Origin of the sequence: Ferrovibrio xuzhouensis (assembly GCF_042648965.1) — a bacterium.
GTDB classification, from domain to species: Bacteria; Pseudomonadota; Alphaproteobacteria; order Ferrovibrionales; family Ferrovibrionaceae; genus Ferrovibrio; species Ferrovibrio xuzhouensis.
In genome coordinates this window covers 518,380-540,834 of sequence record NZ_JBHRYJ010000001.1, presented here as the reverse complement: position 1 = coordinate 540,834, position 22,455 = coordinate 518,380, and the positions used below count along the sequence as shown (strand labels likewise).

General features: G+C 66.3%; 17 protein-coding genes and 1 tRNA gene. 14 read left to right on the top strand and 4 right to left on the bottom strand.

Annotation, left to right across the window (positions count from 1 at the left end; genetic code table 11):
- Positions 1 to 112: 112 nt before the first annotated feature.
- Both ACFOOQ_RS02530 and ACFOOQ_RS02525 read left to right on the top strand, forming a co-directional pair.
- Positions 113 to 1,768 carry a 3-(methylthio)propionyl-CoA ligase gene (locus ACFOOQ_RS02530; protein WP_379721299.1) on the top strand — a complete coding sequence of 552 codons (1,656 nt, stop codon included), beginning with the start codon at positions 113 to 115 and terminating at the stop codon, positions 1,766 to 1,768.
- Positions 1,769 to 2,125: 357 nt separating this feature from the next.
- Positions 2,126 to 3,463: a ferredoxin reductase family protein gene (locus ACFOOQ_RS02525; protein ID WP_379721296.1), complete on the top strand. Its 1,338-nt coding sequence runs from the start codon at positions 2,126 to 2,128 to the stop codon at positions 3,461 to 3,463.
- 12 nt (positions 3,464 to 3,475) lie between these two features.
- On the opposite strand, the gene ACFOOQ_RS02520 is transcribed toward ACFOOQ_RS02525, so the two are convergent.
- Positions 3,476 to 4,402: an MBL fold metallo-hydrolase gene (locus ACFOOQ_RS02520; protein WP_379721292.1), complete on the bottom strand. Its 927-nt coding sequence runs from the start codon at positions 4,400 to 4,402 to the stop codon at positions 3,476 to 3,478.
- Between the two features lie 217 nt (positions 4,403 to 4,619).
- Between ACFOOQ_RS02520 and ACFOOQ_RS02515 the strand changes: the two genes are divergently transcribed.
- The 6 genes from ACFOOQ_RS02515 to ACFOOQ_RS02490 all read left to right on the top strand — a co-directional run bounded on the left by ACFOOQ_RS02515 (position 4,620) and on the right by ACFOOQ_RS02490 (position 11,263).
- On the top strand, positions 4,620 to 5,474 hold the full coding sequence (locus ACFOOQ_RS02515; protein ID WP_379721289.1) for a branched-chain amino acid ABC transporter permease: 855 nt from the start codon (positions 4,620 to 4,622) through the stop codon (positions 5,472 to 5,474).
- 25 nt (positions 5,475 to 5,499) lie between these two features.
- Positions 5,500 to 6,576, top strand: coding sequence for a branched-chain amino acid ABC transporter permease (locus ACFOOQ_RS02510; RefSeq protein WP_379721286.1), 1,077 nt, complete (start codon positions 5,500 to 5,502; stop codon positions 6,574 to 6,576).
- Positions 6,573 to 7,340 (top strand): ABC transporter ATP-binding protein, encoded by a 768-nt coding sequence (locus ACFOOQ_RS02505; protein ID WP_379721283.1) that lies wholly within the window; start codon positions 6,573 to 6,575, stop codon positions 7,338 to 7,340. The genes ACFOOQ_RS02510 and ACFOOQ_RS02505 overlap by 4 nt, the downstream gene beginning before the upstream one ends.
- Positions 7,337 to 8,110: an ABC transporter ATP-binding protein gene (locus ACFOOQ_RS02500; protein ID WP_379721280.1), complete on the top strand. Its 774-nt coding sequence runs from the start codon at positions 7,337 to 7,339 to the stop codon at positions 8,108 to 8,110. Before ACFOOQ_RS02505 ends, ACFOOQ_RS02500 begins: the two co-directional genes overlap by 4 nt.
- 37 nt (positions 8,111 to 8,147) lie before the next feature.
- Complete coding sequence (locus tag ACFOOQ_RS02495) at positions 8,148 to 10,007, top strand: AMP-dependent synthetase/ligase (RefSeq protein WP_379721277.1); 1,860 nt, start codon at positions 8,148 to 8,150, stop codon at positions 10,005 to 10,007.
- A gap of 71 nt (positions 10,008 to 10,078) precedes the next feature.
- Positions 10,079 to 11,263, top strand: a complete 1,185-nt coding sequence (locus ACFOOQ_RS02490) for an ABC transporter substrate-binding protein (RefSeq protein ID WP_379721274.1) — start codon at positions 10,079 to 10,081, stop codon at positions 11,261 to 11,263.
- Positions 11,264 to 11,436: 173 nt separating this feature from the next.
- On the opposite strand, the gene ACFOOQ_RS02485 is transcribed toward ACFOOQ_RS02490, so the two are convergent.
- Together ACFOOQ_RS02485 and ACFOOQ_RS02480 are read right to left on the bottom strand one after the other, a co-directional pair.
- Positions 11,437 to 11,513, bottom strand: a tRNA-Pro gene (locus tag ACFOOQ_RS02485).
- 118 nt (positions 11,514 to 11,631) lie between these two features.
- Positions 11,632 to 12,657: a polyprenyl synthetase family protein gene (locus tag ACFOOQ_RS02480; RefSeq protein ID WP_379721271.1), complete on the bottom strand. Its 1,026-nt coding sequence runs from the start codon at positions 12,655 to 12,657 to the stop codon at positions 11,632 to 11,634.
- A gap of 198 nt (positions 12,658 to 12,855) precedes the next feature.
- Between ACFOOQ_RS02480 and ACFOOQ_RS02475 the strand changes: the two genes are divergently transcribed.
- The 6 genes from ACFOOQ_RS02475 (at position 12,856) to ACFOOQ_RS02450 (ending at position 21,092) form a co-directional block, all read left to right on the top strand.
- On the top strand, positions 12,856 to 13,632 hold the full coding sequence (locus tag ACFOOQ_RS02475; protein WP_379721268.1) for a tRNA1(Val) (adenine(37)-N6)-methyltransferase: 777 nt from the start codon (positions 12,856 to 12,858) through the stop codon (positions 13,630 to 13,632).
- A 123-nt stretch (positions 13,633 to 13,755) separates the two neighbouring features.
- Positions 13,756 to 13,998, top strand: coding sequence for a hypothetical protein (locus ACFOOQ_RS02470; RefSeq protein ID WP_379721265.1), 243 nt, complete (start codon positions 13,756 to 13,758; stop codon positions 13,996 to 13,998).
- Positions 13,999 to 14,150: 152 nt separating this feature from the next.
- Positions 14,151 to 15,029, top strand: coding sequence for a glycine--tRNA ligase subunit alpha (locus tag ACFOOQ_RS02465; protein ID WP_379725300.1), 879 nt, complete (start codon positions 14,151 to 14,153; stop codon positions 15,027 to 15,029).
- A gap of 4 nt (positions 15,030 to 15,033) precedes the next feature.
- The gene (gene glyS / locus ACFOOQ_RS02460; RefSeq protein ID WP_379725297.1) at positions 15,034 to 17,118 is read left to right on the top strand and encodes a glycine--tRNA ligase subunit beta; all 2,085 of its coding nucleotides are present in this window, start codon (positions 15,034 to 15,036) and stop codon (positions 17,116 to 17,118) included.
- A 7-nt stretch (positions 17,119 to 17,125) separates the two neighbouring features.
- On the top strand, positions 17,126 to 20,038 hold the full coding sequence (gene ppdK, locus ACFOOQ_RS02455; RefSeq protein WP_379721262.1) for a pyruvate, phosphate dikinase: 2,913 nt from the start codon (positions 17,126 to 17,128) through the stop codon (positions 20,036 to 20,038).
- Positions 20,039 to 20,192: 154 nt separating this feature from the next.
- The gene (locus ACFOOQ_RS02450) at positions 20,193 to 21,092 is read left to right on the top strand and encodes a protein-methionine-sulfoxide reductase heme-binding subunit MsrQ (RefSeq protein WP_379721259.1); all 900 of its coding nucleotides are present in this window, start codon (positions 20,193 to 20,195) and stop codon (positions 21,090 to 21,092) included.
- A gap of 9 nt (positions 21,093 to 21,101) precedes the next feature.
- Here the strand turns inward: ACFOOQ_RS02450 and apbC are convergent, their stop codons facing one another.
- Positions 21,102 to 22,322, bottom strand: coding sequence for an iron-sulfur cluster carrier protein ApbC (gene apbC / locus ACFOOQ_RS02445; protein WP_379721256.1), 1,221 nt, complete (start codon positions 22,320 to 22,322; stop codon positions 21,102 to 21,104).
- Positions 22,323 to 22,455 lie beyond the last annotated feature (133 nt).

Sequence of the window (22,455 nt, the reverse complement as noted above, 5' to 3'; positions counted from 1 at the left end):
CGTAACGTCATCTGGCGTGCGATCAGCGCCCGCCGGCTTGCAGGCCACGGGAGCGCTCCGTAAACTGCCGACCGAAAACGCCACCGCCAAGAGCGCTTCTGGGAGGAAGACCATGCTGGGCCTGATTCAGGACCGTCCGCTGCTGATTTCGTCGCTGATCGAGTATGCCGCGCTGTATCACGGCGATACCGAAATCGTGACCCGCACCGTCGAGGGGCCGATTCACCGCTACGGGTACCGCCAGCTGCGCGACCGCGCGAAGCAGCTCGCCAATGCCCTGACCAAACTGGGCGTCAAGCCGGGCGACCGCATCGGCACCCTGGCCTGGAACACCTACCGCCACATGGAACTCTATTACGGCGTCTCGGGCATGGGCGCGGTGCTGCATACCATCAACCCCCGGCTGTTCCCCGAGCAGATCGACTACATCGCCAACCACGCGGAAGACCAGTATCTGTTCTTCGACCTCACCTTCGCGCCGCTGGTGGAAAAGCTGGCGCCGCTGCTGAAGACGGTGAAGGGCTTCGTGCTGATGACCGACAAGGCGCATATGCCGGCCGGCTGCACGATCCCGAACCTGGTCTGCTACGAGGAACTGATCGGCGCGGAAAGCACCGACTACACCTGGCCCGACTTCGACGAGCTGACCGCCTCGTCGCTCTGCTATACCTCCGGCACCACCGGCAATCCCAAGGGCGTGCTGTATTCGCATCGCTCGACCCTGCTGCACAGCTTCTGCGTCTGCACCCGCGACGGCCTCGGCCTGTCGTCCTACGACAGCGCGCTGGTGATCGTGCCGCTGTTCCATGCCAATGCCTGGGGCGTGCCCTATGGCGCGGCGATGTGCGGCGCCAAGCTGGTGCTGCCTGGGCCCGCACTGGACGGCAAGAGCGTCTACGAGTTGCTGCGCGACGAGAAGTGCAACTTCTCGCTCGGCGTGCCGACCGTCTGGCTCGCCATGTTCCAGTATGTCGACCAGAACCCGTCGCTGGATGTGAAGAAGGACATCCTGCTGCAGCGCGTCGTCATCGGCGGCTCGGCGGCGCCGCGCGCCATGATCGAGCGTTTCGACAAACAGTTCAGCTCCTATGTCATCCATGCCTGGGGCATGACCGAGATGTCGCCGCTGGGCACCACCGGCAACCTGCTGCCCAAGCATATGACCCTGCCGGCCGACCAGCGCATCGACGTGCAGCAGAAGCAGGGCCGCGTCGTCTATGGCGTCGAGATCAAGATCACCGACGATGCGGGCCAGGAACTCGCCCGCGACGGCAAGGCCTTCGGCGACGTGAAGGTGCGCGGCCCCTGGATCACCAAGGGCTATTTCAAGGGCGAGGGCGGCAAGGTGCTCGACGACGACGGCTGGTTCACCACCGGCGACGTCGCCACGCTCGACCCCGACGGCTACATGCAGATCACCGATCGCTCGAAAGACGTGATCAAGTCGGGCGGCGAATGGATCTCGTCGATCGACCTCGAAAACGCCGCCGTCGGTTTCCCCGCCGTGCACGAGGCCGCCGTGATCGGCGTCTTCCATGCCAAGTGGCAGGAACGGCCTTTGCTGCTGGTGATCCCCAAGCCCGGCCAGACCGTCGACAAGGCAGCGCTGATGACCTTCCTGGAAGGCAAGGTCGCCAAATGGTGGCTGCCCGACGACATCGTCGTGGTCGACGAACTGCCGCATACCGCCACCGGCAAGCTGCTCAAGATCAAGCTGCGCGAGCAGTTCAAGGACTACAAGCTGCCGACGGCGGGGGCCGCCGCATAGGCGGCACCCGGCGGAAGGCCGCTCGGCGGCGTAAGGCGCGCGGGCGGCCTAATCCCCGGTCTGCATACTGAGGTAAAAGAGGCCCCGGTGCATCGCCGGGGCCTTTTTTCATGCCCACGGGTCGTGAAGCGTACAGTCGGGCTGGCCTTTGGCTGGACCCCATAGAGCCGAAAACAGGGGGTGTCCTCGCCCCACCGGGCAAGATGCCGGCAGCATTGCCGTGCCGTCTTGATCCGGATCATGGTCAGGTTGATGGCCGGCGCTAGCCTGACTCATGGCGGTGTGGTGCGGCGCGCTGGCTTTCCGTTTGGCCGCAGCGTGTCCACCCATGATCACGTGAACCTGCGGAATGCCTCCATGACTGTCGCCTCGAAACTGCGCAACGCCTTCCTTCTGGTCGTCATCCTGCTGACGGCCGTCTGGCTGGCCAGCTTGCCCGCCGATGCTTGGGGGCTGTCCTTCTGGAGCCTCCGCAACAGCCTGATCTACTACACGGGCATCCTGTCGATCGGCTTGATGTCAATCGCTGTGATTCTCGCCGCCCGGCCGGTCCAGATCGAAAGCCTGCTCGGGGGCCTCGACAAGTTCTACCGCCTGCACAAATGGCTCGGCATCGCTGCGGCGCTCCTCGCCATTGCGCATTGGCTGCTGGAGAAGGCGCCGCGATGGCTGGTGCAGTTCGGCTGGCTGGCGCCGCGGCAACGGTCGCCGCGGTCGGCGGCAGGGGCCACCGGCTTCGACTTTTTCCGCGACCTGCATGGCCTTGCCGCCCATCTCGGCGAATGGGGCTTCTACCTTGTGCTGGTCCTCGTGGCGCTCGCACTGTGGAAGCGCTTTCCGTACCGCTATTTCTTCATGGTGCACCGGCTGCTGGCCGCAGTTTATCTGCTGCTGGTCTTCCATTCTGTCGTCCTGATGGGGCCGGCCTACTGGTCGGCGCCGATCGGGCCGTTGCTGGGGATCCTGATGGCGGCCGGTTCCGTGGCCGCGGCAATATCGCTCTTCAGCAGGATCGGCCAGTCCCGCAAGGCTGTGGGCCGGATCGAGGCGCTGACGCATCACCAGCAGAATGCGGTGCTGGATGTCGTCATTCGGCTGGATACTGCCTGGCCCGGGCATGACGCCGGCCAGTTCGCCTTCGTCGATTTCGGCGGCGACGAGGGTGCGCATCCCTTCAGCATAACTTCGGCCTGGCGGCGCGACGGCCGGCTGTCCTTCCATATCAAGGGACTTGGTGACTATACCCGGCGGCTGCCCGAGCAGCTATTCGTCGGCCAGACGGTGACGGTCGAAGGTCCCTACGGCCGCTTCGATTTCAAAGGCGCCCGCCACCGGCAGATCTGGATTGGCGGCGGCATGGGCATTTCGCCATTTCTTGCCGGACTGCAGACCCATGCCGACAGGCGCCCGCAGGACCATGTGGACCTGATCTACACGACGAGGGTACCGGCTGAAGCCTATATCGCCAGGGTGCGCGGGCTGGCAGCGCAGGCCGGCATTCGTTTCCATCTGCTCGTTGAGCAAACCGATGGCCGGCTGACACTGGAGCGGCTGGAGGCGATGATCCCGGAATGGAAAGAGGCGGATATCTGGTTCTCGGGTCCGGCGAAATTTGGGGAAGCCCTGCGCGATTCGATGATCGCGAAAGGTTTTGACGCCGAGCATTTCCACCAAGAAATGTTCGACATGCGCTAGGAAGACCGCAAGCTAGCCCAGCCGGTACACCGCCGTCTCCGTCGCCACTCCTCCATCAACGGCAACCCGTCCGTCCGCCACCATGTGGATCAGATGCGCCAGCACGGAACGCTGCGCCGCCGGGTGCAGGCCGACCGGCACATCCGCATACATCACCGTCACCATCTGCGGGATGGTCTGCGGGCCGGCTGCGTCCAGGCATTGCAGGATCTGCGTCTCGCGCGCCTCGCGGTGGGCGATCAGGGCCTGCACGAAGGCCTGCGGGCTGGTGCCGCCGGTGCTGCCCTCGTCGATCGGCGCGCCATGGGTCGGGTAATAGCGGCTGTCGTCGCGCGGCAGCAGCTTTTTCAGGCTGGCATAATACTCCGTCATGCTGCCGTCCGGCGGCGAGATCACCGTGGTCGACCAGCCCATCACATGGTCGCCGGTGAACAGCGCGCGTTCCTCGCCGAGCGCGAAGCACAGGTGGTTGGAGATATGGCCGGGCGTGTGCAGCGCGGTCAGCGTCCAGTCCGCACCCGTCACCGTGTCGCCCTCCTGCATGACGTGATCCGGGCGGAAAGCATGGTCGCCGCCTTCCTCCACCGCCGGGCCGCCTTGCGGCTGGGGGTGCGGGCCGAAGCCCCAGGTCGGCGCGCCGGTCGCCTGCTGCAATGCAGCAGCGGCCGGTGAATGGTCGCGATGGGTATGGGTGATCAGGATATGGCTGACCGTCTCGCCATCGAGTGCCGCCAGCAAAGCCTGCAGATGCGCATCATCGATGGGGCCGGGGTCGATCACCGCGACCGGGCCTTTACCGCGCGCGCCGACAATGTATGTGCCGGTGCCATGGAAGGTGAAGGCCGAGGGGTTCGGCGCAATCACCCGGCGTATACGCGGGCTGAGCGCGGTTGCCGCGCCATAGCGGAAATCGAGGGTGCGGATGAAGGGAACGGCCATGCAGCATATCCTGTGACGGCCCGGACAGCCGGGCATTAACCTTGTGCGGGCATTAACCTTGCGGCAGGTGAGCGGGGTTCACCCGCACATGACGGGCGCGCGCGAATCCGATTGACCGTCTGCCGGCCGCGTCCCTAATCTGCCACCAACGAACGGCGACACCAAGAAGCGCCGGGCGGGAGGTTTACAGGAGGTCACGCTGACCGAGATTGTCCAGTTGCTGCTCAACGGGCTGGCGGCAGGGTGCATCTACGGCCTGATCGCGCTGGGCTTTGTGCTGATCTACAAAGCCACCGAAATGGTCAATTTCGCCCAGGGCGACCTGATGATGCTGGGCGCCTTCGTGGCGTTCACCCTGATCGAGGGCTTTGGCTTCAACTACTGGATCGCCTTCATCGGCGCCGTGGCGATCATGGCGGCGTTCGGCTATCTGCTGGACACACTGATCCTGCGCCGGGTGATCGGCCAGCCGCAGTTCGCCGTGGTCATGCTGACCATCGGGCTCGGCTTCATCTTCCGCTCCGGCGCCTCGATCCTCTGGGGCACCGAGACACGCGCCTTCGATACGCCGTTCACCGGCGGGGTGATGCGGGCCGGCGGCCTGGTGATTGCCGACGTCAATGCCAGCATCGTTGCCGGCACGGCGGTGCTCTGCGCCGTGCTCTATGCCTTCTTCCGCTACACCCGCATCGGCGTTGCCATGCAGGCGGCCTCGCAGAACCAGCTCGCCGCCTATTACATGGGGATTCCGGTCAAGCGGGTGTTCTCGCTGATCTGGGCGATCTCGGCCGGCGTCGCGGCCGTGGCCGGAATCCTGCTGGCGCCGGTGGCGCTGATCGACGTCACCATCGGCCTGCTCGGGCTGAAGGCCTTCTCGGCGGCGGTGCTGGGCGGCTTTGGCTCGATCCCCGGCGCGGTGATCGGCGGGCTGCTGATCGGCGTGATCGAGCAGTTCGCCGGCATCTACCTGCCGGAGGGCTTCAAGGATGTCGCCGCCTATGTGGTGATCCTGCTGGTGCTGTTCCTGCGTCCGCAGGGCCTGTTCGGCAATATCGGCCGCAAGCGCGTCTAGAACAGGGCAGGGCGAGGCAGGGGACATGCGCTTCTTCTTCAAGACCGACTACAACCAGGACCTCGCCCTGTTCCGCGACACCGTCGACCGCTTCTGGTACGCGCTGCTGCTGGCCGTGCTGCTGGCGGCGCCCTTCGTGCTGGAGGACTTCTGGCTCGGCGAGATTTCCAACGTCTTCATCCTCTCGGTGGTCGGCCTCGGCCTGATGATCCTGACCGGCTTCACCGGTCAGGTTTCGCTTGGCCATGCCGCCTTCCTCGGCATCGGCGCCTATACCCATGCCGTGCTGCTGAAGCTCGGCATCCCCATGGTGGTGACCATCCCCGCCGCCACCCTGGCCGCGGCGCTGGTCGGCGCGGTGATCGGCTTTCCGGCGCTGCGGCTGACCGGCATCTATCTTGCCATCGCCACGCTGGCGTTTGCCTTCATCATCGAACAGATCCTGATCCGCTGGGAAAGCGTCACCGGCGGCTTCGCCGGCTTTCCGGTGCCGCATCCGGAATTTCTCGGGCTGGGCATCACCGACGACCGGCCGTTCTACTATCTCACCTTCGTCGCCCTGGTGTTGGCCCTGTGGGTGGCCCGCAACCTGCTGCGCTCGCCGACCGGACGTGCCTTTATCGCCATCCGCGACAGCGAGATCGCCGCGCAGTCGACGGGCGTCAACCTTGCCGCCTACAAGACGCTGGCCTTTGCGATTTCGGCCGGCTTCTGCGGTTTCGCCGGCGCGCTGTTCGCCCATCGCATCGGCTATCTGGCGCCGGATGCCTTCGGCATCCTGCTGTCGATCCAGCTGCTGCTGATGGTGGTGGTCGGCGGGCTGGGTTCGCTGCATGGCGCCATCTTCGGCGCGATCTTCGTCGGCGCCCTGCCGCAGATGATCGCCATCCTGCGCGACTACCTGCCCGACCGCGTCGCGCACCAGCCGGGGCTGGAGCCCGGGCTGTTCGGCCTGATCCTCGTCTTCTTCATCCTGTTCGAGCCGCTCGGCCTCTATGGCCGCTGGCTCAAGATCAAGCTCTATTTCGCGCTGTTCCCGCTCTACAAGAAGGCGACCTTCAAGCGCCAGAAGACCTATACCAAGTCGGAGCGCTTCCGGTGACCGCGCTGTTCCGGGCCGACGGCCTCGCCATCAGCTTCGGCGGCATCCGCGCCGTCGACGGGGTCAGTTTCGACGTCGCCCGCGGCGAGGTCTTCACCATCATCGGGCCGAATGGCGCCGGCAAGACCACGGTGTTCAACCTGATCAGCCGCATCTACGACCCGACCGAGGGCCGGCTGCTGTTCGACGGCGCCGATATCACCGCGCTGGCGCCGCACAAGATTGCCGGCCTCGGCATCGCGCGCACCTTCCAGAATATCGAGCTGTTCGAGCACGCCACCGTGCTGCACAACCTGCTGCTCGGCCGCCATGCCCGCCGCGGCGGCAATCTGCTGGCCGATATGCTGTTCCTGCCGTCGGTGCGCCGCATGGAACTGGCGCATCGCGAGAAGGTCGAGCATGTCATCGACTTCCTCGACCTGCAGCATTACCGCGACACCCTGATCGTCAACCTGCCCTATGGCGCGCGCAAGGTGGTCGAACTGGCCCGCGCGCTGTGCAGCGAGCCCAAACTCCTTCTTCTGGACGAGCCCTCCTCGGGACTGAATACCGAGGAGACCGAGGACATGGCCTTCTGGATCCAGGATATCCGCAGCGAACTCGGCATCACCGTTCTGATGGTCGAGCATGACATGAGCCTGGTCAGCGAAGTGTCCGACCGCGTGCTGGCGCTCAACTACGGCCGCGTGCTGGCGCAGGGGACCCCGCAGGAGGTGCAGCAGCATCCGGAAGTGATCCGCGCCTATCTGGGGGGCGAGGCATGAGCGAGCCGATCCTGCGCCTGAGCAACATCGAGACCTTCTACGGTCCGATCATGGCGATCCGCGGCGTCAGCCTCGAGGTGCCCGAAGGCGCCATCGTCACCGTGCTGGGCGCCAACGGCGCCGGCAAGACGACGATCCTCAAGACCATCTGCGGCGTGATGGACCCGCAGAAGGGCAGTGTGGTCTTCGAGGGCCGCGAGATCCAGAAGATGGATCCCGACAAGGTGATGCGGCTCGGCATCGGCCATGTGCCGGAGGGCCGCGAGACCTTTCCGTTCCTCACCGTGCGCGAGAACCTGGCCATGGGCGCCTATATCCGCCACGATGCCGCCGGCATCGCGCGGGACATGGAGATGGTCTACGGCTATTTTCCGCGGCTGAAGGAGCGCGAGAGCCAGCCGGCCGGCTCGATGTCGGGCGGCGAACAGCAGATGCTCAGCATAGGCCGCGCCCTGATGAGCCGGCCGAAACTTCTGCTGCTCGATGAACCCTCGCTCGGCCTGTCGCCCAAGCTGGTGAAAGAGATATTCGAGATCATCGTGCGCATCAACACCGAACATAAGACCACCATCCTGCTGGTCGAGCAGAACGCCAATGTGGCGCTGCATGCGGCGCATTACGGCTATGTGCTGGAGGTCGGCCGCATCGTCATGGCCGATACCTGCGCCCGGCTGCTGGACAAGGAAGACATCCAGGAATTCTATCTCGGCATGAAGGAACAGGGCGTGCGGGGCAAGCGGCGCTGGAAAAAGCGCAAGACCTGGCGCTGACGCGACAGACGGAATCGGGCTGGAGGAGGCGTGCGTCATGACGATGGACCCGAAGACCGGCATGGCAATCGACCCGGCGCTGCTTGCGCTGATCGAGGGCGAGACCCTGCCGCGCTATTTCTGGCGCCGGGTGGCGGAGCGCGGCGCCAAGGTCGCCATGCGCGAGAAGCAGCTCGGCATCTGGCGGGCGATCACCTGGGCGCAGTATGGCGAGAATGTCATGCATGCCGGCCTCGGCTTTGCGGCGCTCGGGCTCAGGCGCGGCGAGGTGGTCTCGGTCACATCGGAAGGCAATCCCGAATGGCTCTATGCCGACCTCGGCTGCCAGGGCATCGGCGGCGTGACCAACGGCATCTACACGACAGACTCGGTCAAGCAGGTCGAATACATCGTCAACGACAGCCGCACGATGATCTATGTCGCCGAGAATGACGAGCAGCTCGACAAGATCCTCGAGGTGCGTGACCGCTGTCCGTCCTTGCGCAAGATCGTCGTCATGGACATGGAGGGGCTGGCCGATTTTTCCGACCCCATGGTGATCAGCTTCGCCGCGCTGCTGCAGGCCGGCCGCGATTTCGCCGCCGCCCATCCGGCCTTCTGGGCGGAGCAGCTCGGCTTGGGCCGGTCCGACGACCTCGCCATCCTGATCTATACCTCGGGCACCACTGGCGCCCCCAAGGGGGCGATGATCAGCCATCGCAACCTGCTGTTCCAGATGGAGAATTCCGCCGCCCTGCTGCCCCAGGAGGGCGATGACGAGCAGCTCAGCTTCCTGCCGCTCTGCCATATCGCCGAACGCGGCTTCACGCTGCTGTGGCCGCTGCGCTCGGGCTCGACGGTCAATTTCGCCGAAAGCCCGGAGACCATCGCCCAGAACCTGCAGGAGGTGCAGCCGACCGTGTTCTTCGCGGTGCCCAGGCTGTGGGAGAAATTCTATTCCGGCATCGCCATCCGCATGAAGGATGCGACCCGGCTCGGGCAATGGGCCTATGCGGCCGCGCTCGGCATCGGCTACCGCGTCGCCGACTGTCGCATCGCGGGCCGCGCGCCGTCGCTCGGGCTCAGGCTCGCCTTCTGGCTCGCCGACCGGCTGGTGCTGAAGAATGTCCGCCGCATCATCGGCATCGACCGCTGCAAATGGCTGGTCACCGGCGCGGCGCCGATCTCGCCCGACCTGATCCGCTGGTACCTGGCGCTCGGCCGCGACATGCGCGAGGTCTATGGCCAGACCGAGAATGTCGGGCTGGCCACCGCGCCGCCGGCCGGCGAACTGCGGCTGGGGACCATCGGCAAGGCGGTGCCGAATACGGAAGCGAAGCTGAGCCCGGCAGGCGAGATCCTGCTGAAGGGCCCGCATGTTTTCATGGGCTATCTCAACAACCCGCAGAAGACGGCCGAGACCATCGTCGACGGCTGGCTGCATACCGGCGATGTCGGTACCGTCGATAACGAGGGCTGGTTCCGCATCACCGACCGCATGAAGGACATCATCATCACGGCGGGCGGCAAGAACATCACGCCGTCGGAGATCGAGAACCAGCTGAAATTCAGCCCCTATGTCTCGGATGCGGTGGTGATCGGCGACCGCCGCAAGTACCTGACCTGCCTGGTCATGATCGACCATGACACCGTGGTGAAATACGCCCAGGATCTGAACGTGCCGTTCACCAACTTCACCTCGCTGTGCCGGACCAAAGAGGTGCAGGAGCTGATCGGCCAGGAGATCGAGCGGGTCAACCGCAATTTCGCCCGGGTCGAGACGATCAAGCAATTCCGCCTGATCGATCAGCAGCTGACGCCTGAGGACGACGAGCTGACACCGACCATGAAACTGAAACGCAAGTTCGTGAACGAGAAATACAAGGGACTGATCGACGAGATGTATGCCGGCGCCTGACGCGCCGGTGACGTGCAGGGTCAACCAACCAGAACAAGGGCGCCATAAGCCCATAAACAGGAGGAACCGCTATGCGTATCGTCACTTTCGCCTATACCGCCGCCGCGCTCGCCGCGGCCGGCTTTGCCGGCAGCGCCACGGCCCAGTCCGTGCGCGGTGTCACCAAGACCGAAATCGTCATCGGCATGAACACCGACCTCAGCGGCCCGGCCGCCTCCTACGGGGTGACCTCGTCGAATGCAGCCCGGCTCGGCTTCGATGCCGTCAACGCCCAGGGCGGCATCTATGGCCGCAAGATCAGGCTGATCGTCGAGGATCACCAGTACCAGGTGCCGCGCGCCGTGCAGGCCGGCAACAAGCTGATCAACCGCGACCATATCTTCCTGATGGCCGGGGCGCTCGGCACGCCGATGAACAACGCGGTGTTCCCCGAGCAGTTCAAGGCCAATGTGCCGAATTTTGCCCCGCTGAGCTCGGCGCGCTCGATGTACGAGCCGCTCAACAGGCTGAAATTCGCCACCCTGTCGTCCTATTACGGCCAGAGCCGGGCCGGCATCAAATACCTGATCGAGAAGAACAACCGCAAGAAGCTCTGCGTGCTGTACCAGGACACCGATTTCGGCAAGGAAATCCTTGAGGCCGCCCAGGACCAGGCCAAGGCGATGAACATCAGTATCGTCGAGACCGCCACCAACTCGCCGATCGCCACTGATTTCACCGCGCAGATCACCAAGCTGCGCGGTGCCGGCTGCGACATCGTCGCCATGGGCGCCATCGTGCGCGACGCCATCGTGCCCTATGCCACCGCGCGCAAGATGGGCTGGACCGATGTCGACTTCGTCAGCCAGGCGGCCAGCTTCGACCAGATCGTCGCCGGCGCACCGGGCGGCGTCACCGAGGGTCTCTATGTCGCCGCCGGCACCGTGATGCCCTACCGCGACACCGCCAATCCCACCGTGGCGGCCTGGTGGGATGCCTACAAGGCGAAGTTCGGCAGCGACCCGAATATCGGCGCCGTCTACGGCCAGGGCATCGCCGACATGCTGATCAAGGTGTTCGAGAAGGCCGGCAAGGACCTGACCACCGACAGCTTCCTCAAGGCGCTGGAGAGCATAAAGGGCTACCGCGACATCTTCGGCGGTCCGGTCGTCAGCTTCGGTCCGGACCGGCACCATGGTACCGACGAGGTGCTGTTCTTCCAGGTGCAGAAGGGCCGTTTCGTGCAGATTGCCGGCCCGTTCACCCATTCAAGCTGACGGCAACGGGACTGCCCTGCGAACGCCCGCGGCGGCCCGCCGCGGGCGTTTTCATGTCCGGCCGCCATGTTTGGCCGCCAGTGCGGACACACAGCAGGACCGGCCGGGGCGGGGCCTCGGCAGCATAAACGGCGGATTGTCGGGGGAAGATGTCGGGAGAAGATATCGCGCGCTGGTCGGAGTGAGAGGATTCGAACCTCCGGCCCCTAGCTCCCGAAGCTAGTGCTCTACCAGGCTGAGCTACACTCCGAACCGGCGCGGGCGACTGTATAGCGCCTGCGGGTCCGCCCCGCAAGGGCGGCATGGCGCGAAAATGGCCGCCCCGGTCCTCCGGGCAAAGCCCGGCGGATCAGGGGCTTACGGGGCGCCTAGAGGGCGCGTTCGATGGCGAAGTCGACCGCCTCGGACAGCGCCGCACGCGCCTCGCCGGCGGGGAAAATGTCGAGTGCCTGCTTGGCCTTCTCGCCGTAGAGGCGGGCGCGGACCAGGGTCTCGGCAATGGTGCCGTGGCGTTCGATGTAGCGCAGCGCCTGCGGCCAGTCGGTTTCGGTCTGGTCGGCCGGATTTTCGATCACCCGGCGCCAGAACTGCCGCTCGGTCTCGCTGCCGCGGGCGATGGCGAGCAGGATCGGCAGGGTGACCTTGCCTTCGCGGAAGTCGTCGCCGGTATTCTTGCCGATGGTGGCGCCATCGGCGGCATAGTCCATCGCGTCATCGATCAGCTGGAAGGCGATGCCGAGGTTATGGCCGTAATCGTCGAGCGCCTGGGCCTCGGCGGCCGGGCGGCCGGCGATGATCGCGCTGACCCGGCAGGCGGCGGCGAACAGCGCCGCGGTCTTCGCCTTGATCACCTTGAGATAGTCGGCCTCGCTCGAGGCCGTGTCGTTGGCGATGACGAGCTGCAGCACCTCGCCCTCGGCGATCTCGGCGGCGGCGCCGCACAGGATGCCGAGCACCTCCAGCGAGCCGGTCTTGATCATCAGCTGGAACGAGCGGGTGAACAGGAAGTCGCCGACCAGCACCGAGGCCTGGTTGCCCCACAGCACGTTGGCGGTCGGGTTGCCGCGCCGGCGGTCGCTCTCGTCGACCACGTCGTCATGCAGCAGGGTGGCGGTATGGATGAATTCGACGCAGGCGGCCAGCAGCACGGCGCTGTCGCCCTGGTAGCCGCACAGCCTGGCGCAGCCGAGTGTCAGCATCGGGCGGATGCGCTTGCCGCCGGCGGCGATCAGATGGCTCGCCAGTTCGGGAATCAGGCGGACATCGCTGTCCATGCGATGCAGGATTTCCCGGTTGGTCGCTGCCATGTCGTCGGCCACCAGCAGGCGCAGGCGCTCGATGCCGGGCTTGCGGCCGGCATCCGGGGCGGCGGCCTGGGCCAGGGACGGCTCCATGGAGGTCTGCGCCACAGCGGACTGGGACTGAGATTTCGGGGCGGTCTGCACCACGCGTAAGCCCATCATTGTGTTCAACGTTACGGCTGGAGCATAGTGGGATGACTAGGCCGGTCAAGCGCCGCCCGGCCGGCCCTCTTCCGGATGTGACCACGATCTTTCGAAAGTCACGACCTGCCTGCATATGACAGCCCCCGCATGACCGCAGCCGAACAGACCCGCCCGGATCATACCCGCCCCGATCATACCCGCGATGCCCTGCTGGGCGGACGCATACTGATCGAGCAGCCGCGCCGCGGCCAGCGCGCCACCGCCGATGCGGTCATGCTGGCTGCCGCGGTGCCGGCAAAACGTGGCCAGGCGGTGCTGGAACTGGGGGCGGGCAGCGGCGTCGGCATGCTCTGTCTGGCCGCAAGGCTGCCGGGCATTGCCGTCGACGGCATCGAGATCCAGCCCGATCTGGTGGCGCTGGCGGCGCGCAATATCGCGGCCAACGGTCTGGAGGATCGCCTGCGCGTCGTCGCCGGCGATCTTCGCCGTCGCGTCGCCGGCATCACGCCCAACAGCTATGACCAGGTCTTCGCCAACCCGCCCTATTTCGATACCGCGCGCCATCGTGCTTCGCCCCATGCAGGACGCGCCACCGCACGCAGCGAAAGCGGCGAGGCCGATCTTCCCCAGTGGATCGCGGCGATGCTGCGTCATGCGAAACCCGGCGGCCGGCTGACCCTGATCCACAAGGCCGAAAGGCTGGCCGACATCCTGCAAGCTTTCGGCAGCAAGGCCGGCGGCATCCGCATCGTGCCGCTGCAATCGCGGCAGGGCGAGGCCGCCAAGCGCATCATCGTCAGCGCGGTGAAAGGCAGCCGGGCGCCGCTGGAACTGGCGCCGGGCCTGGTGCTGCACGGCGCGGACGGCGGCTATGTTCCTGCGGTCGACGCCATGCTGCGCAGCGGGGCGGCCTTTCCTGGCTGACTTGACTGGCCCGGCTGACCGCTCCGCGCCCGGGCCGACCCTTGCGAGACCGGCGGGCAGGTTTCACTATCCGGCTAGGCCTCGCTGCCCGTTCCCCCTGCCAGCCCCGGATTCCCGCCTGCCATGCTTAAATTCCTGTTGCTGAGTCTGATCATTACCGGCGTGTGGTACGGCTTTCGCTACGTCAACCGGCCGCGCGGCGGCCAGCCTGCCCCCCGGCCCGAGGCCCGTCCGGACAGCCAGCCCCAGGCTCCCGCGCAAATGCGGGCTGAGGACATGACGGCCTGCCCGGTCTGCGGCACCTATGTGGCCGAATCGACCGCCCGGTCCTGCGGTCGCGGCGATTGTCCGTACCCGGCGGCCTGACGCGGAAATCCGCATCAGGCAGGGTCTTGGGAGCGCGCTGTCCAGTCCCTTGACCCCATGCCGGGTGGTGGGTAAGGTCCGCCCCGATTTCGACCCACCCCGACCGACGCAAAGGCGAGAGCGCAGAGGACCTTACGATGGCGCCCACCGGAATTGCCGCGGCTTCGTCGTTTCAGGATCTGATCCTCACGCTTCAGACCTACTGGGCCCGGCAGGGCTGCCTGCTGTTGCAGCCCTACGACATGGAAGTCGGTGCGGGCACGTTCCATCCCGCCACCACCCTGCGTGCCCTCGGCCCCGAGCCGTGGAGCGCCGCCTATGTGCAGCCGTCGCGGCGGCCGAAGGACGGCCGCTATGGCGACAACCCGAACCGGTTGCAGCATTACTACCAGTTCCAGGTGATCCTGAAGCCGAGCCCGGACAACGTGCTCGACCTCTATCTCGGCTCGCTGGCCGCCATTGGCATCGACCACAAGCGCCACGACATCCGCTTCGTCGAGGACGACTGGGAAAGCCCGACGCTCGGCGCCTGGGGGCTCGGCTGGGAAGTCTGGTGCGACGGCATGGAGGTGACGCAGTTCACCTATTTCCAGCAGGTCGGCGGCTTCGACTGCGACCCGGTTGCGGCCGAGATCACCTACGGCCTCGAGCGCCTGGCCATGTACATCCAGGGCAGGAACAGCGTCTACGACCTCGACTTCAACGGCCGCGGCGTGAAATACGGCGAGGTGTTTCACCAGGCCGAACGCGAGTTCTCCGCCTACAATTTCGAACATGCCGATACCGAGCAGCTGTTCCGCCGCTTCGCCGATGTCGAGCAGGAATGTCAGAAGCTGATCACCGCCGGCCTCGCGCTGCCGGCCTATGATCAGTGCATGAAAGCCAGCCACACCTTCAACCTGCTGGATGCCCGCGGCGTCATCAGCGTCACCGAACGCGCCGCGTATATCGGCCGGGTACGCGCCATGGCCAAGGCCTGCTGCGGCCAGTGGCTGAAATCGCGTGGCCATAATGCCGGCGAGGGCGCCTGAGATGCTGGGCGAACTGCTGCTCGAACTGCAGTCCGAGGAAATCCCCGCGCGCATGCAGCAGCGCGCCGCGGAGGATCTGGCCCGGCTGGTGCTGGACGGCCTGAAGAAGGCCGGCCTCGCCGTCGAAGGCCACGAAGCTTATGTCACGCCGCGCCGCCTGGCGCTGGTGGTGAAGGGCCTGCCGCGCAGCCAGCCGGACCTGAAGGAAGAAAAGAAGGGCCCGCGCGTCGGCTCGCCCGATGCCGCCGTGCAGGGCTTCCTGCGCTCGGCCGGGCTTGCCTCGCTCGACCTTTGCGAGAAGCGCGATACCGGCAAGGGCGAGTTCTGGTTCGCCGTGGTCGAGAAGAAGGGCACTGCCACCACTGCCGTGCTGGAAACGATCCTGCCCGACGCGCTGGCCGCCCTGCCATGGCCGAAGTCGATGCGCTGGGGCAGCAACGCCCTGCGCTGGGTGCGGCCGCTGCATTCGATCCTCTGCGTCTTCGAGGGCCAGGTCGTGCCGTTCAGGTTCGGCCATCTGACGGCCGGCGACGAGACCTGCGGCCATCGCTTCATGGCGCCCGAGCGCTTTGCCGTGCGCGATGCCGCCGATTACCTGCGCCGCCTGCGCGCCGCCTATGTCGAGCCCGATTTCGCCCTGCGCCGCGCCGCGGTACTGAAAGACGCGGAGCATGCTGCCGGCAACGAGGGGCTGGTACTGGTCGACGATCCCGGGCTCGCCGACGAAGTGACCGGCCTGGTCGAACAGCCGGTGGTGCTGCTCGGCGCCATTCCGCAGGATTACATGGCGGTGCCGCGCGAGGTGCTGACCACCACCATGCGGGCGCACCAGAAGTATTTCGCGCTGAATACGCAGGATGGCGCGCTGGCGCCGCGTTTCGTGATCGTCGCCAACACGCTGACCAACGATGGCGGCAAGCAGGTGATCGCCGGCAACGAACGCGTGCTCAACGCCCGCCTGTCGGATGCCAAGTTCTTCTGGGACCAGGATCGCAAGACCACGCTGGAAAGCCGCCTGCCGGCGCTGAAGGACATCGTCTTCCACGCGAAGCTCGGCACCGTGGCGCAGAAGGTGGAACGCGTCGAGCGCCTGGCCTACGAGATCGCCACGTCCACCGGCGCCGATGCCCAGCAGGCGCGCCGCGCCGCGCATCTGGCCAAGGCCGATCTGGTCAGCGGCCTGGTCGGCGAATTCCCCGAACTGCAGGGCATCATGGGCCGCTATTACGCGCTGCATGACGGCGAGCCCGCGGCGGTGGCCGGCGCCATCGCCCAGCATTACGCGCCGCAGGGTCCCGGTGATCGCTGCCCGTCGGAACCGGTCGCCGTTGCCGTCGCGCTGGCCGACAAGATCGATACGCTGGCCGGGTTCTTCGCCATCGACGAGAAGCCGACCGGCTCGAAGGACCCCTATGCGCTGCGCCGTGCCGCGCTCGGCGTGATCCGGCTGGTGATCGAGAATAAACTGTCGCTGCCGCTCAGGCCGTTGTTCCGCTCGGCCCTGTCGCTGCAGGTCGTGCAGGCCGCCCCGAACAAGGATGGCAGCAGCCGCGATCCGGTCGAGGAACTGCTGCAGTTCTTCGTCGACCGCCTGAAGGTGCATCTGCGCGAGCAGGGCGTGCGCCACGACCTGCTGGCCGCGGTCTTCGCCAAGGGTGGCGATGACGACATTGTCCGCGTGCTGGCCAAGGTCGAGGCCTTGGGCCGCTTCCTGATGGAGGAAGACGGCGGCAACCTGCTGGTCGCCTATCGCCGCGCCAACAACATCGTGCGCGCCGAGATGAAAAAGACGCCGGAGCTGACGCTCGGCGAGGTCGACGGCAAGCTGATTACCGTCGAGGAAGAGCGCCTGCTGGTGGCGGCGCTGGCCGAATTCGGCCGCGCGGCCACAGGAAAGACTCAGGATGAGGCGGATTTCCGCCATTATCTCGCCACACTTGCGCGGTTGCGTCAGCCCGTCGACGCCTTCTTCGAGCGCGTCACGGTCAATGCCGACGACGCCGCGATCCGTCGCAACCGTTTGAGTTTGCTTTCCGCCGTTGCCGGAAGCATGGACCGCATCGCCGAATTTTCCCAGATCGAGGGGTAAAACAGCCATGGCCAAGCCGAAGCCGAAAACCGCCCGGGGCAAGACCGTTGCCAAGAAGGCCGCGAAATCCGCCCGCAAGACGGTGGCCAGGAAGGCTGCGACCAGGACTGCCGCCAAAAAGGTGGCCGTGAAGAAGAAAGCCGCCGCGCGCAAGCCGGCCGCGAAGAAGCCGGCTGTCCGGAAGGCCGCCCCGAAGACAACGACGGCGCAGAAGGGGGCGGCGCAGAAGGGGGCGGCGCAGAAGGGCAAGCTGGTCTACGGCTTCGGCGACGGCCGCGCCGAGGGCCGCGCCAACATGCGCGAGCTGCTGGGCGGCAAGGGCGCCAATCTGGCCGAGATGGCCAACCTCGGCCTGCCGGTGCCGCCGGGCTTCACCATCACCACCGAGGTCTGCACCGGCTATTACGACAACGGCAAGAAATACCCGAAGGACCTGCAGGCCCAGGTCGACGCGGCGCTGGTCAAGGTCGAGAAGCTGGTCGGCGCGAAGTTCGGCGATGCGAAGATGCCGCTGCTGGTGTCGGTGCGCTCGGGCGCCCGCGCCTCGATGCCGGGCATGATGGATACCGTGCTGAACCTCGGCCTCAACGACACCACCGTCGAGGCACTGGCCAGGCAGTCGGGTAACGAGCGCTTTGCCTGGGACAGCTATCGCCGCTTCATCCAGATGTATTCCGACGTCGTGCTCGGCGTCGGCCACGAGCATTTCGAGGAACTCCTCGAGATGCACAAGGAAGACCACGGCCTGACGCTGGATACCGAACTGAAGGCCGAGGACTGGAAGCATCTGGTCGGCGCCTACAAGAAGCGCGTGCAGCAGGAGCTCGGCAAACCCTTCCCGCAGGATGTGCGCGACCAGCTGTGGGGCGCCATCGGCGCCGTCTTCTCGAGCTGGATGAACCAGCGCGCCATCACCTATCGCGCGCTGAACCACATCCCGGCTTCGTGGGGCACCGCGGTCAACGTGCAGGCGATGGTGTTCGGCAACATGGGCGAGACGTCGTGCACCGGCGTCGCCTTCACCCGCGATCCGTCCACGGGCGAGAAAATCTATTACGGCGAATATCTGATCAATGCCCAGGGCGAGGATGTCGTCGCCGGCATCCGCACCCCGCAGCAGCTGACCAAGACCTCGCGGCTGGCCGTCGGCAACCAGCTTCCCTCGATGGAAGAATCGATGCCGGCCACCTTCAGGCAGCTGGTGGCAGTGTTTCAGAAGCTGGAAAAGCACTACCGCGACATGCAGGACATCGAATTCACCGTCCAGCAGGGCAAGCTGTGGATGCTGCAGACCCGCTCGGGCAAGCGCACCGCCAAGGCAGCGATCAAGATCGCCGTCGACATGGTGAAGGAAAAGCTGATCCGGCAGGCCGAGGCCGTCGAACGCATCGACCCGGCCTCGCTCGACCAGCTGCTGCATCCGACCCCGGACCCCAAGGCGCCGCGCAAGGTGGTGGCCAAGGGGCTGGCCGCCTCGCCGGGCGCCGCCTCGGGCAAGGTGGTCTTCCTCGCCGACGAGGCCGAGAAGATGGCGCAGAAGGGCGAAGCGGTCATTCTCTGCCGCATCGAGACCTCGCCGGAGGACATCCACGGCATGCATGCCGCCAAGGGCATCCTCACCGCGCGCGGCGGCACCACCAGCCATGCGGCGGTGGTCGCCCGCGGCATGGGCCGGCCCTGCGTGTCGGGCGCCGGCGGCATCCGCATCGATTACGCCGCCGGCCGCATGACCGCCGGCGATCTCGTCATCAGCAAGGGTGACGTGATCACCATCGACGGCTCGACCGGTGAGGTGATCATGGGCCTGATGCCGATGATCGAGCCGCAGATGTCGGGCGATTTCGGCCTGCTGATGGGCTGGGCCGACAAGCTGCGCAAGCTGAAGGTGCGCACCAATGCCGAGACCCCGGCGGATGCGGAAACCGCCGTCCGCTTCGGCTGCGAAGGCATCGGCCTGTGCCGTACCGAGCATATGTTCTTCGACGCCGACCGCATCACCGCGGTGCGCGAGATGATCCTGTCGGACAGCGTCGACGGCCGCAAGAAGGCGCTGGCCAAGATCCTGCCGATGCAGCGCGACGACTTCGCCTCGCTGTTCAAGATCATGGCCGGCCGTCCGGTCACCATCCGCCTGCTCGATCCGCCGCTGCACGAATTCCTGCCGCATACCGACGCGGATTTCGATGCGGTCGCCCGCGGCACCGGCCTCAGCGTCACCGCGCTGAAGGAACGCAAGAAGGCGCTGGAAGAGACCAACCCGATGCTCGGCCACCGCGGCTGCCGCCTCGGCATCAGCTATCCGGAAATCTACGAGATGCAGGCGCGCGCCATCTTCGAGGCGGCCGTCGCAGTCTCCAAGGCCGGCGGCAAGCCGGTCGAGCCGGAGGTGATGATCCCGCTGGTCGCCACCAAGGCCGAGATCGACATCCTGAAGCGCCGCGTCGATGCCGTCGCCGCCGCCGTCTTCAAGGAGCAGGGCAGGAAGGTGAAATACCTGGTCGGTACCATGATCGAGCTGCCGCGCGCCGCCCTGCGGGCCGCCGACATCGCGCAGACCGCCGAGTTCTTCTCGTTCGGCACCAACGACCTGACCCAGACCACGCTCGGCATCAGCCGCGACGATGCCGCGCTGTTCATGGAAGACTATCTCAAGGCCGGCATCTTCGAGCGCGACCCCTTCGTCACCATCGACCAGGCCGGCGTCGGCGAACTGATCACGCTGGCGACCCAGCGCGGCCGCAGCGTGCGCAAGGACATCAAGCTCGGCATCTGCGGCGAGCATGGCGGCGACCCGTCCTCGGTGCGCTTCTGCCACAATGCCGGCCTCGACTATGTCTCCTGCTCGCCCTACCGTGTGCCGATCGCCCGGCTGGCGGCGGCGCAGGCGGCCATTTCGGACGAAAAGGCCAGCGAGGCCTGATCGCCCAAGGGTCGATCACCGATCCGTGAGACGCGGCGCCGGTCACACCGGCGCCGTTTTCTTTTGCCTTTTGCTGCACTGCACGGTTTTGTTATTTGTCGCCGGCCCGCCGACGGGCCAGTTTGACCCCATGGTTTCCCCACGGATTGCCCCCATGTTGCCCTGGACCGAACGCAACGGCGCGCTGTCGCCTTTCAAACTGACCTGCTTCATCCTGCTGTGCCTGCCGGCGCTCTGGCTGGCCGCGCAGGCCCTGGCCGGCATGCTCGGTGCGCGCCCCTATGACGAGGCGATCCACCAGGCCGGGCAATGGGCGGTGCGGCTGATCCTGGTCACCCTGGCGGTCACGCCGTTCCGCCGCCTGCTGCGCTGGCCGAAGCTGGTCATGCTGCGCCGGCAGATCGGCGTCGCCGCCATGTGCTATGCCCTGCTGCACCTGACGCTCTATACCGCGAGCGAGGCCTGGATGCTGCCCAAGGTGGTGCACGAGATCGTCAGCCGCTTTTATCTCACCATCGGCTTCGTCGCGGTCCTCGGCCTGGTGGCGCTCGGCATCACCTCCACTGATGGCATGATCCGCCGCATGGGCGGCCGCAACTGGCAGCGGCTGCACCGCATCGTCTATGTCATCGCCGTGCTGGCGGTCGTGCACTTCCTGCTGCAGAGCATCAAGCGCGACATGACGACGCCCTTCGTGTTCATGGGCTTTCTCGCCTGGGAACTCGGCTACCGCGCCGCCTTTCCGTTCAAGATCATGGACCGGCCGTGGCAGGCGGCGATCCTCGCCGTGCTGGCCGGACTGGTCGCCGGTGGCCTCGAATACGGCTGGTATGCGGTCTTCACCCAGATTCCGGCCGAACGGGTGCTGGAGGCCAACCTGCAGTTCGCCTACCGCATTGCGCCGGCCTGGTGGGTGGCGGGCAGCGGCCTGCTGGTCGCGGTGCTGGCCTGGCTGCGGGTGCCCGGCCGGCTGCCGGCGCTGCCGCGATGGGCGCAGCCGCGCCGCGCGCCGCCTGCAAGGGCAGCGCAGCGCCGGCGCGCCCCGGCCGCCTAGCGGATCGCCTTACTCGACGACGATGCGCGGTCCCGTGGCCGGTGCGCCGGCCAGCTTGGCGGCCACTTTCGCGGCGATGGCGCGATAGGCCTTGGCCTCGTCGCTGTCGGGCTGGCTGGCGACGATCGGCTGGCCGCTATCCGAGGTCTCGCGGATCGCGATGTTGAGCGGCAGCTCGCCGAGGAAGTCGACGCCGAGCTCCTTTGCCGTCTTCTGGGCGCCGCCATGGGCGAAGATGTCGCTGCGGTGGCCGCAGTTCGGACAGCAGAAATAGCTCATGTTCTCGATGATGCCGAACACCGGGACGTCGACGCGGCGGAACATGTTCAGCCCCTTGCGGGCATCCAGCAGCGCGATGTCCTGCGGCGTCGAGACGATCACTGCGCCGGCCAGCGGCACGCGCTGGGCCATGGTGAGCTGGGCGTCGCCGGTGCCCGGCGGCAGGTCGCAGACCAGCACGTCGAGTTCGCCCCAGGACACGTCGCGCAGCATCTGTTCCAGCGCGCTCATCACCATCGGGCCGCGCCAGATCATCGGCGTGTCCTCGGCCACCAGGTATCCCATCGACATGGTCGGGATGCCCCAGCCCTGCATCGGATGCAGGTGCTTGCCGTCCGGCGAATGTGGCTTGCCGGAAATCCCCATCATGCGCGGGATCGACGGGCCGTAGATATCGGCATCCAGCAGCCCGACCTTCAGCCCGGACTGCGACAGGGCCAGCGCCAGGTTGACCGCGGTGGTCGACTTGCCGACGCCGCCCTTGCCCGAGGCGACGGCGATGATCGACTTGATGCCCGGGATCGCCGGCTTCTGGCCGACCTGGGGCGGGGCGCCAGGGGCTGTACCGGGGGCCGCACCCGCATTGGGGCTGCCGCGCCCGGCGGCCGGGCCATGGCTGTGGTCATGGCCATGATGATCGTGGTCGTGGGCATGGTTATGGGTGGCAGCGGCCGGGCGGGGCGCAGCATTGCCCTTGCCGGCCCGTTCGGCGGTCATCACCACGGTGGCGGAGGTCACCCCGGGCAGGGCGGCGACCGCCTGCTCGCAGGCCCGGCGCAAAGGTTCCTTGGCTGCGCCGTCTTTCGGATCGACCTCAAGCACGAAGCCGATGTTGCTGCCCTTGACCACCAGACCGCTGATCATGCCCAGATCGACGACGTTTCCGCCCCGCTCGGCATCAGCGACGTGTCGCAGCGCATCGAGAACTTGCGCTTCCGTAACCCCGGTCATGCTTGAAATCCCTGTAAACGTTCCAATATTGTCAGCAGTTGTCTGTGCGGTGCAGGACCGGCCAGCTGCCTCATATATCGCGGCGGGCCGGACCGGGCAATTCGCCGGAAAAAAAGGCAGGTTGGCGGATGAC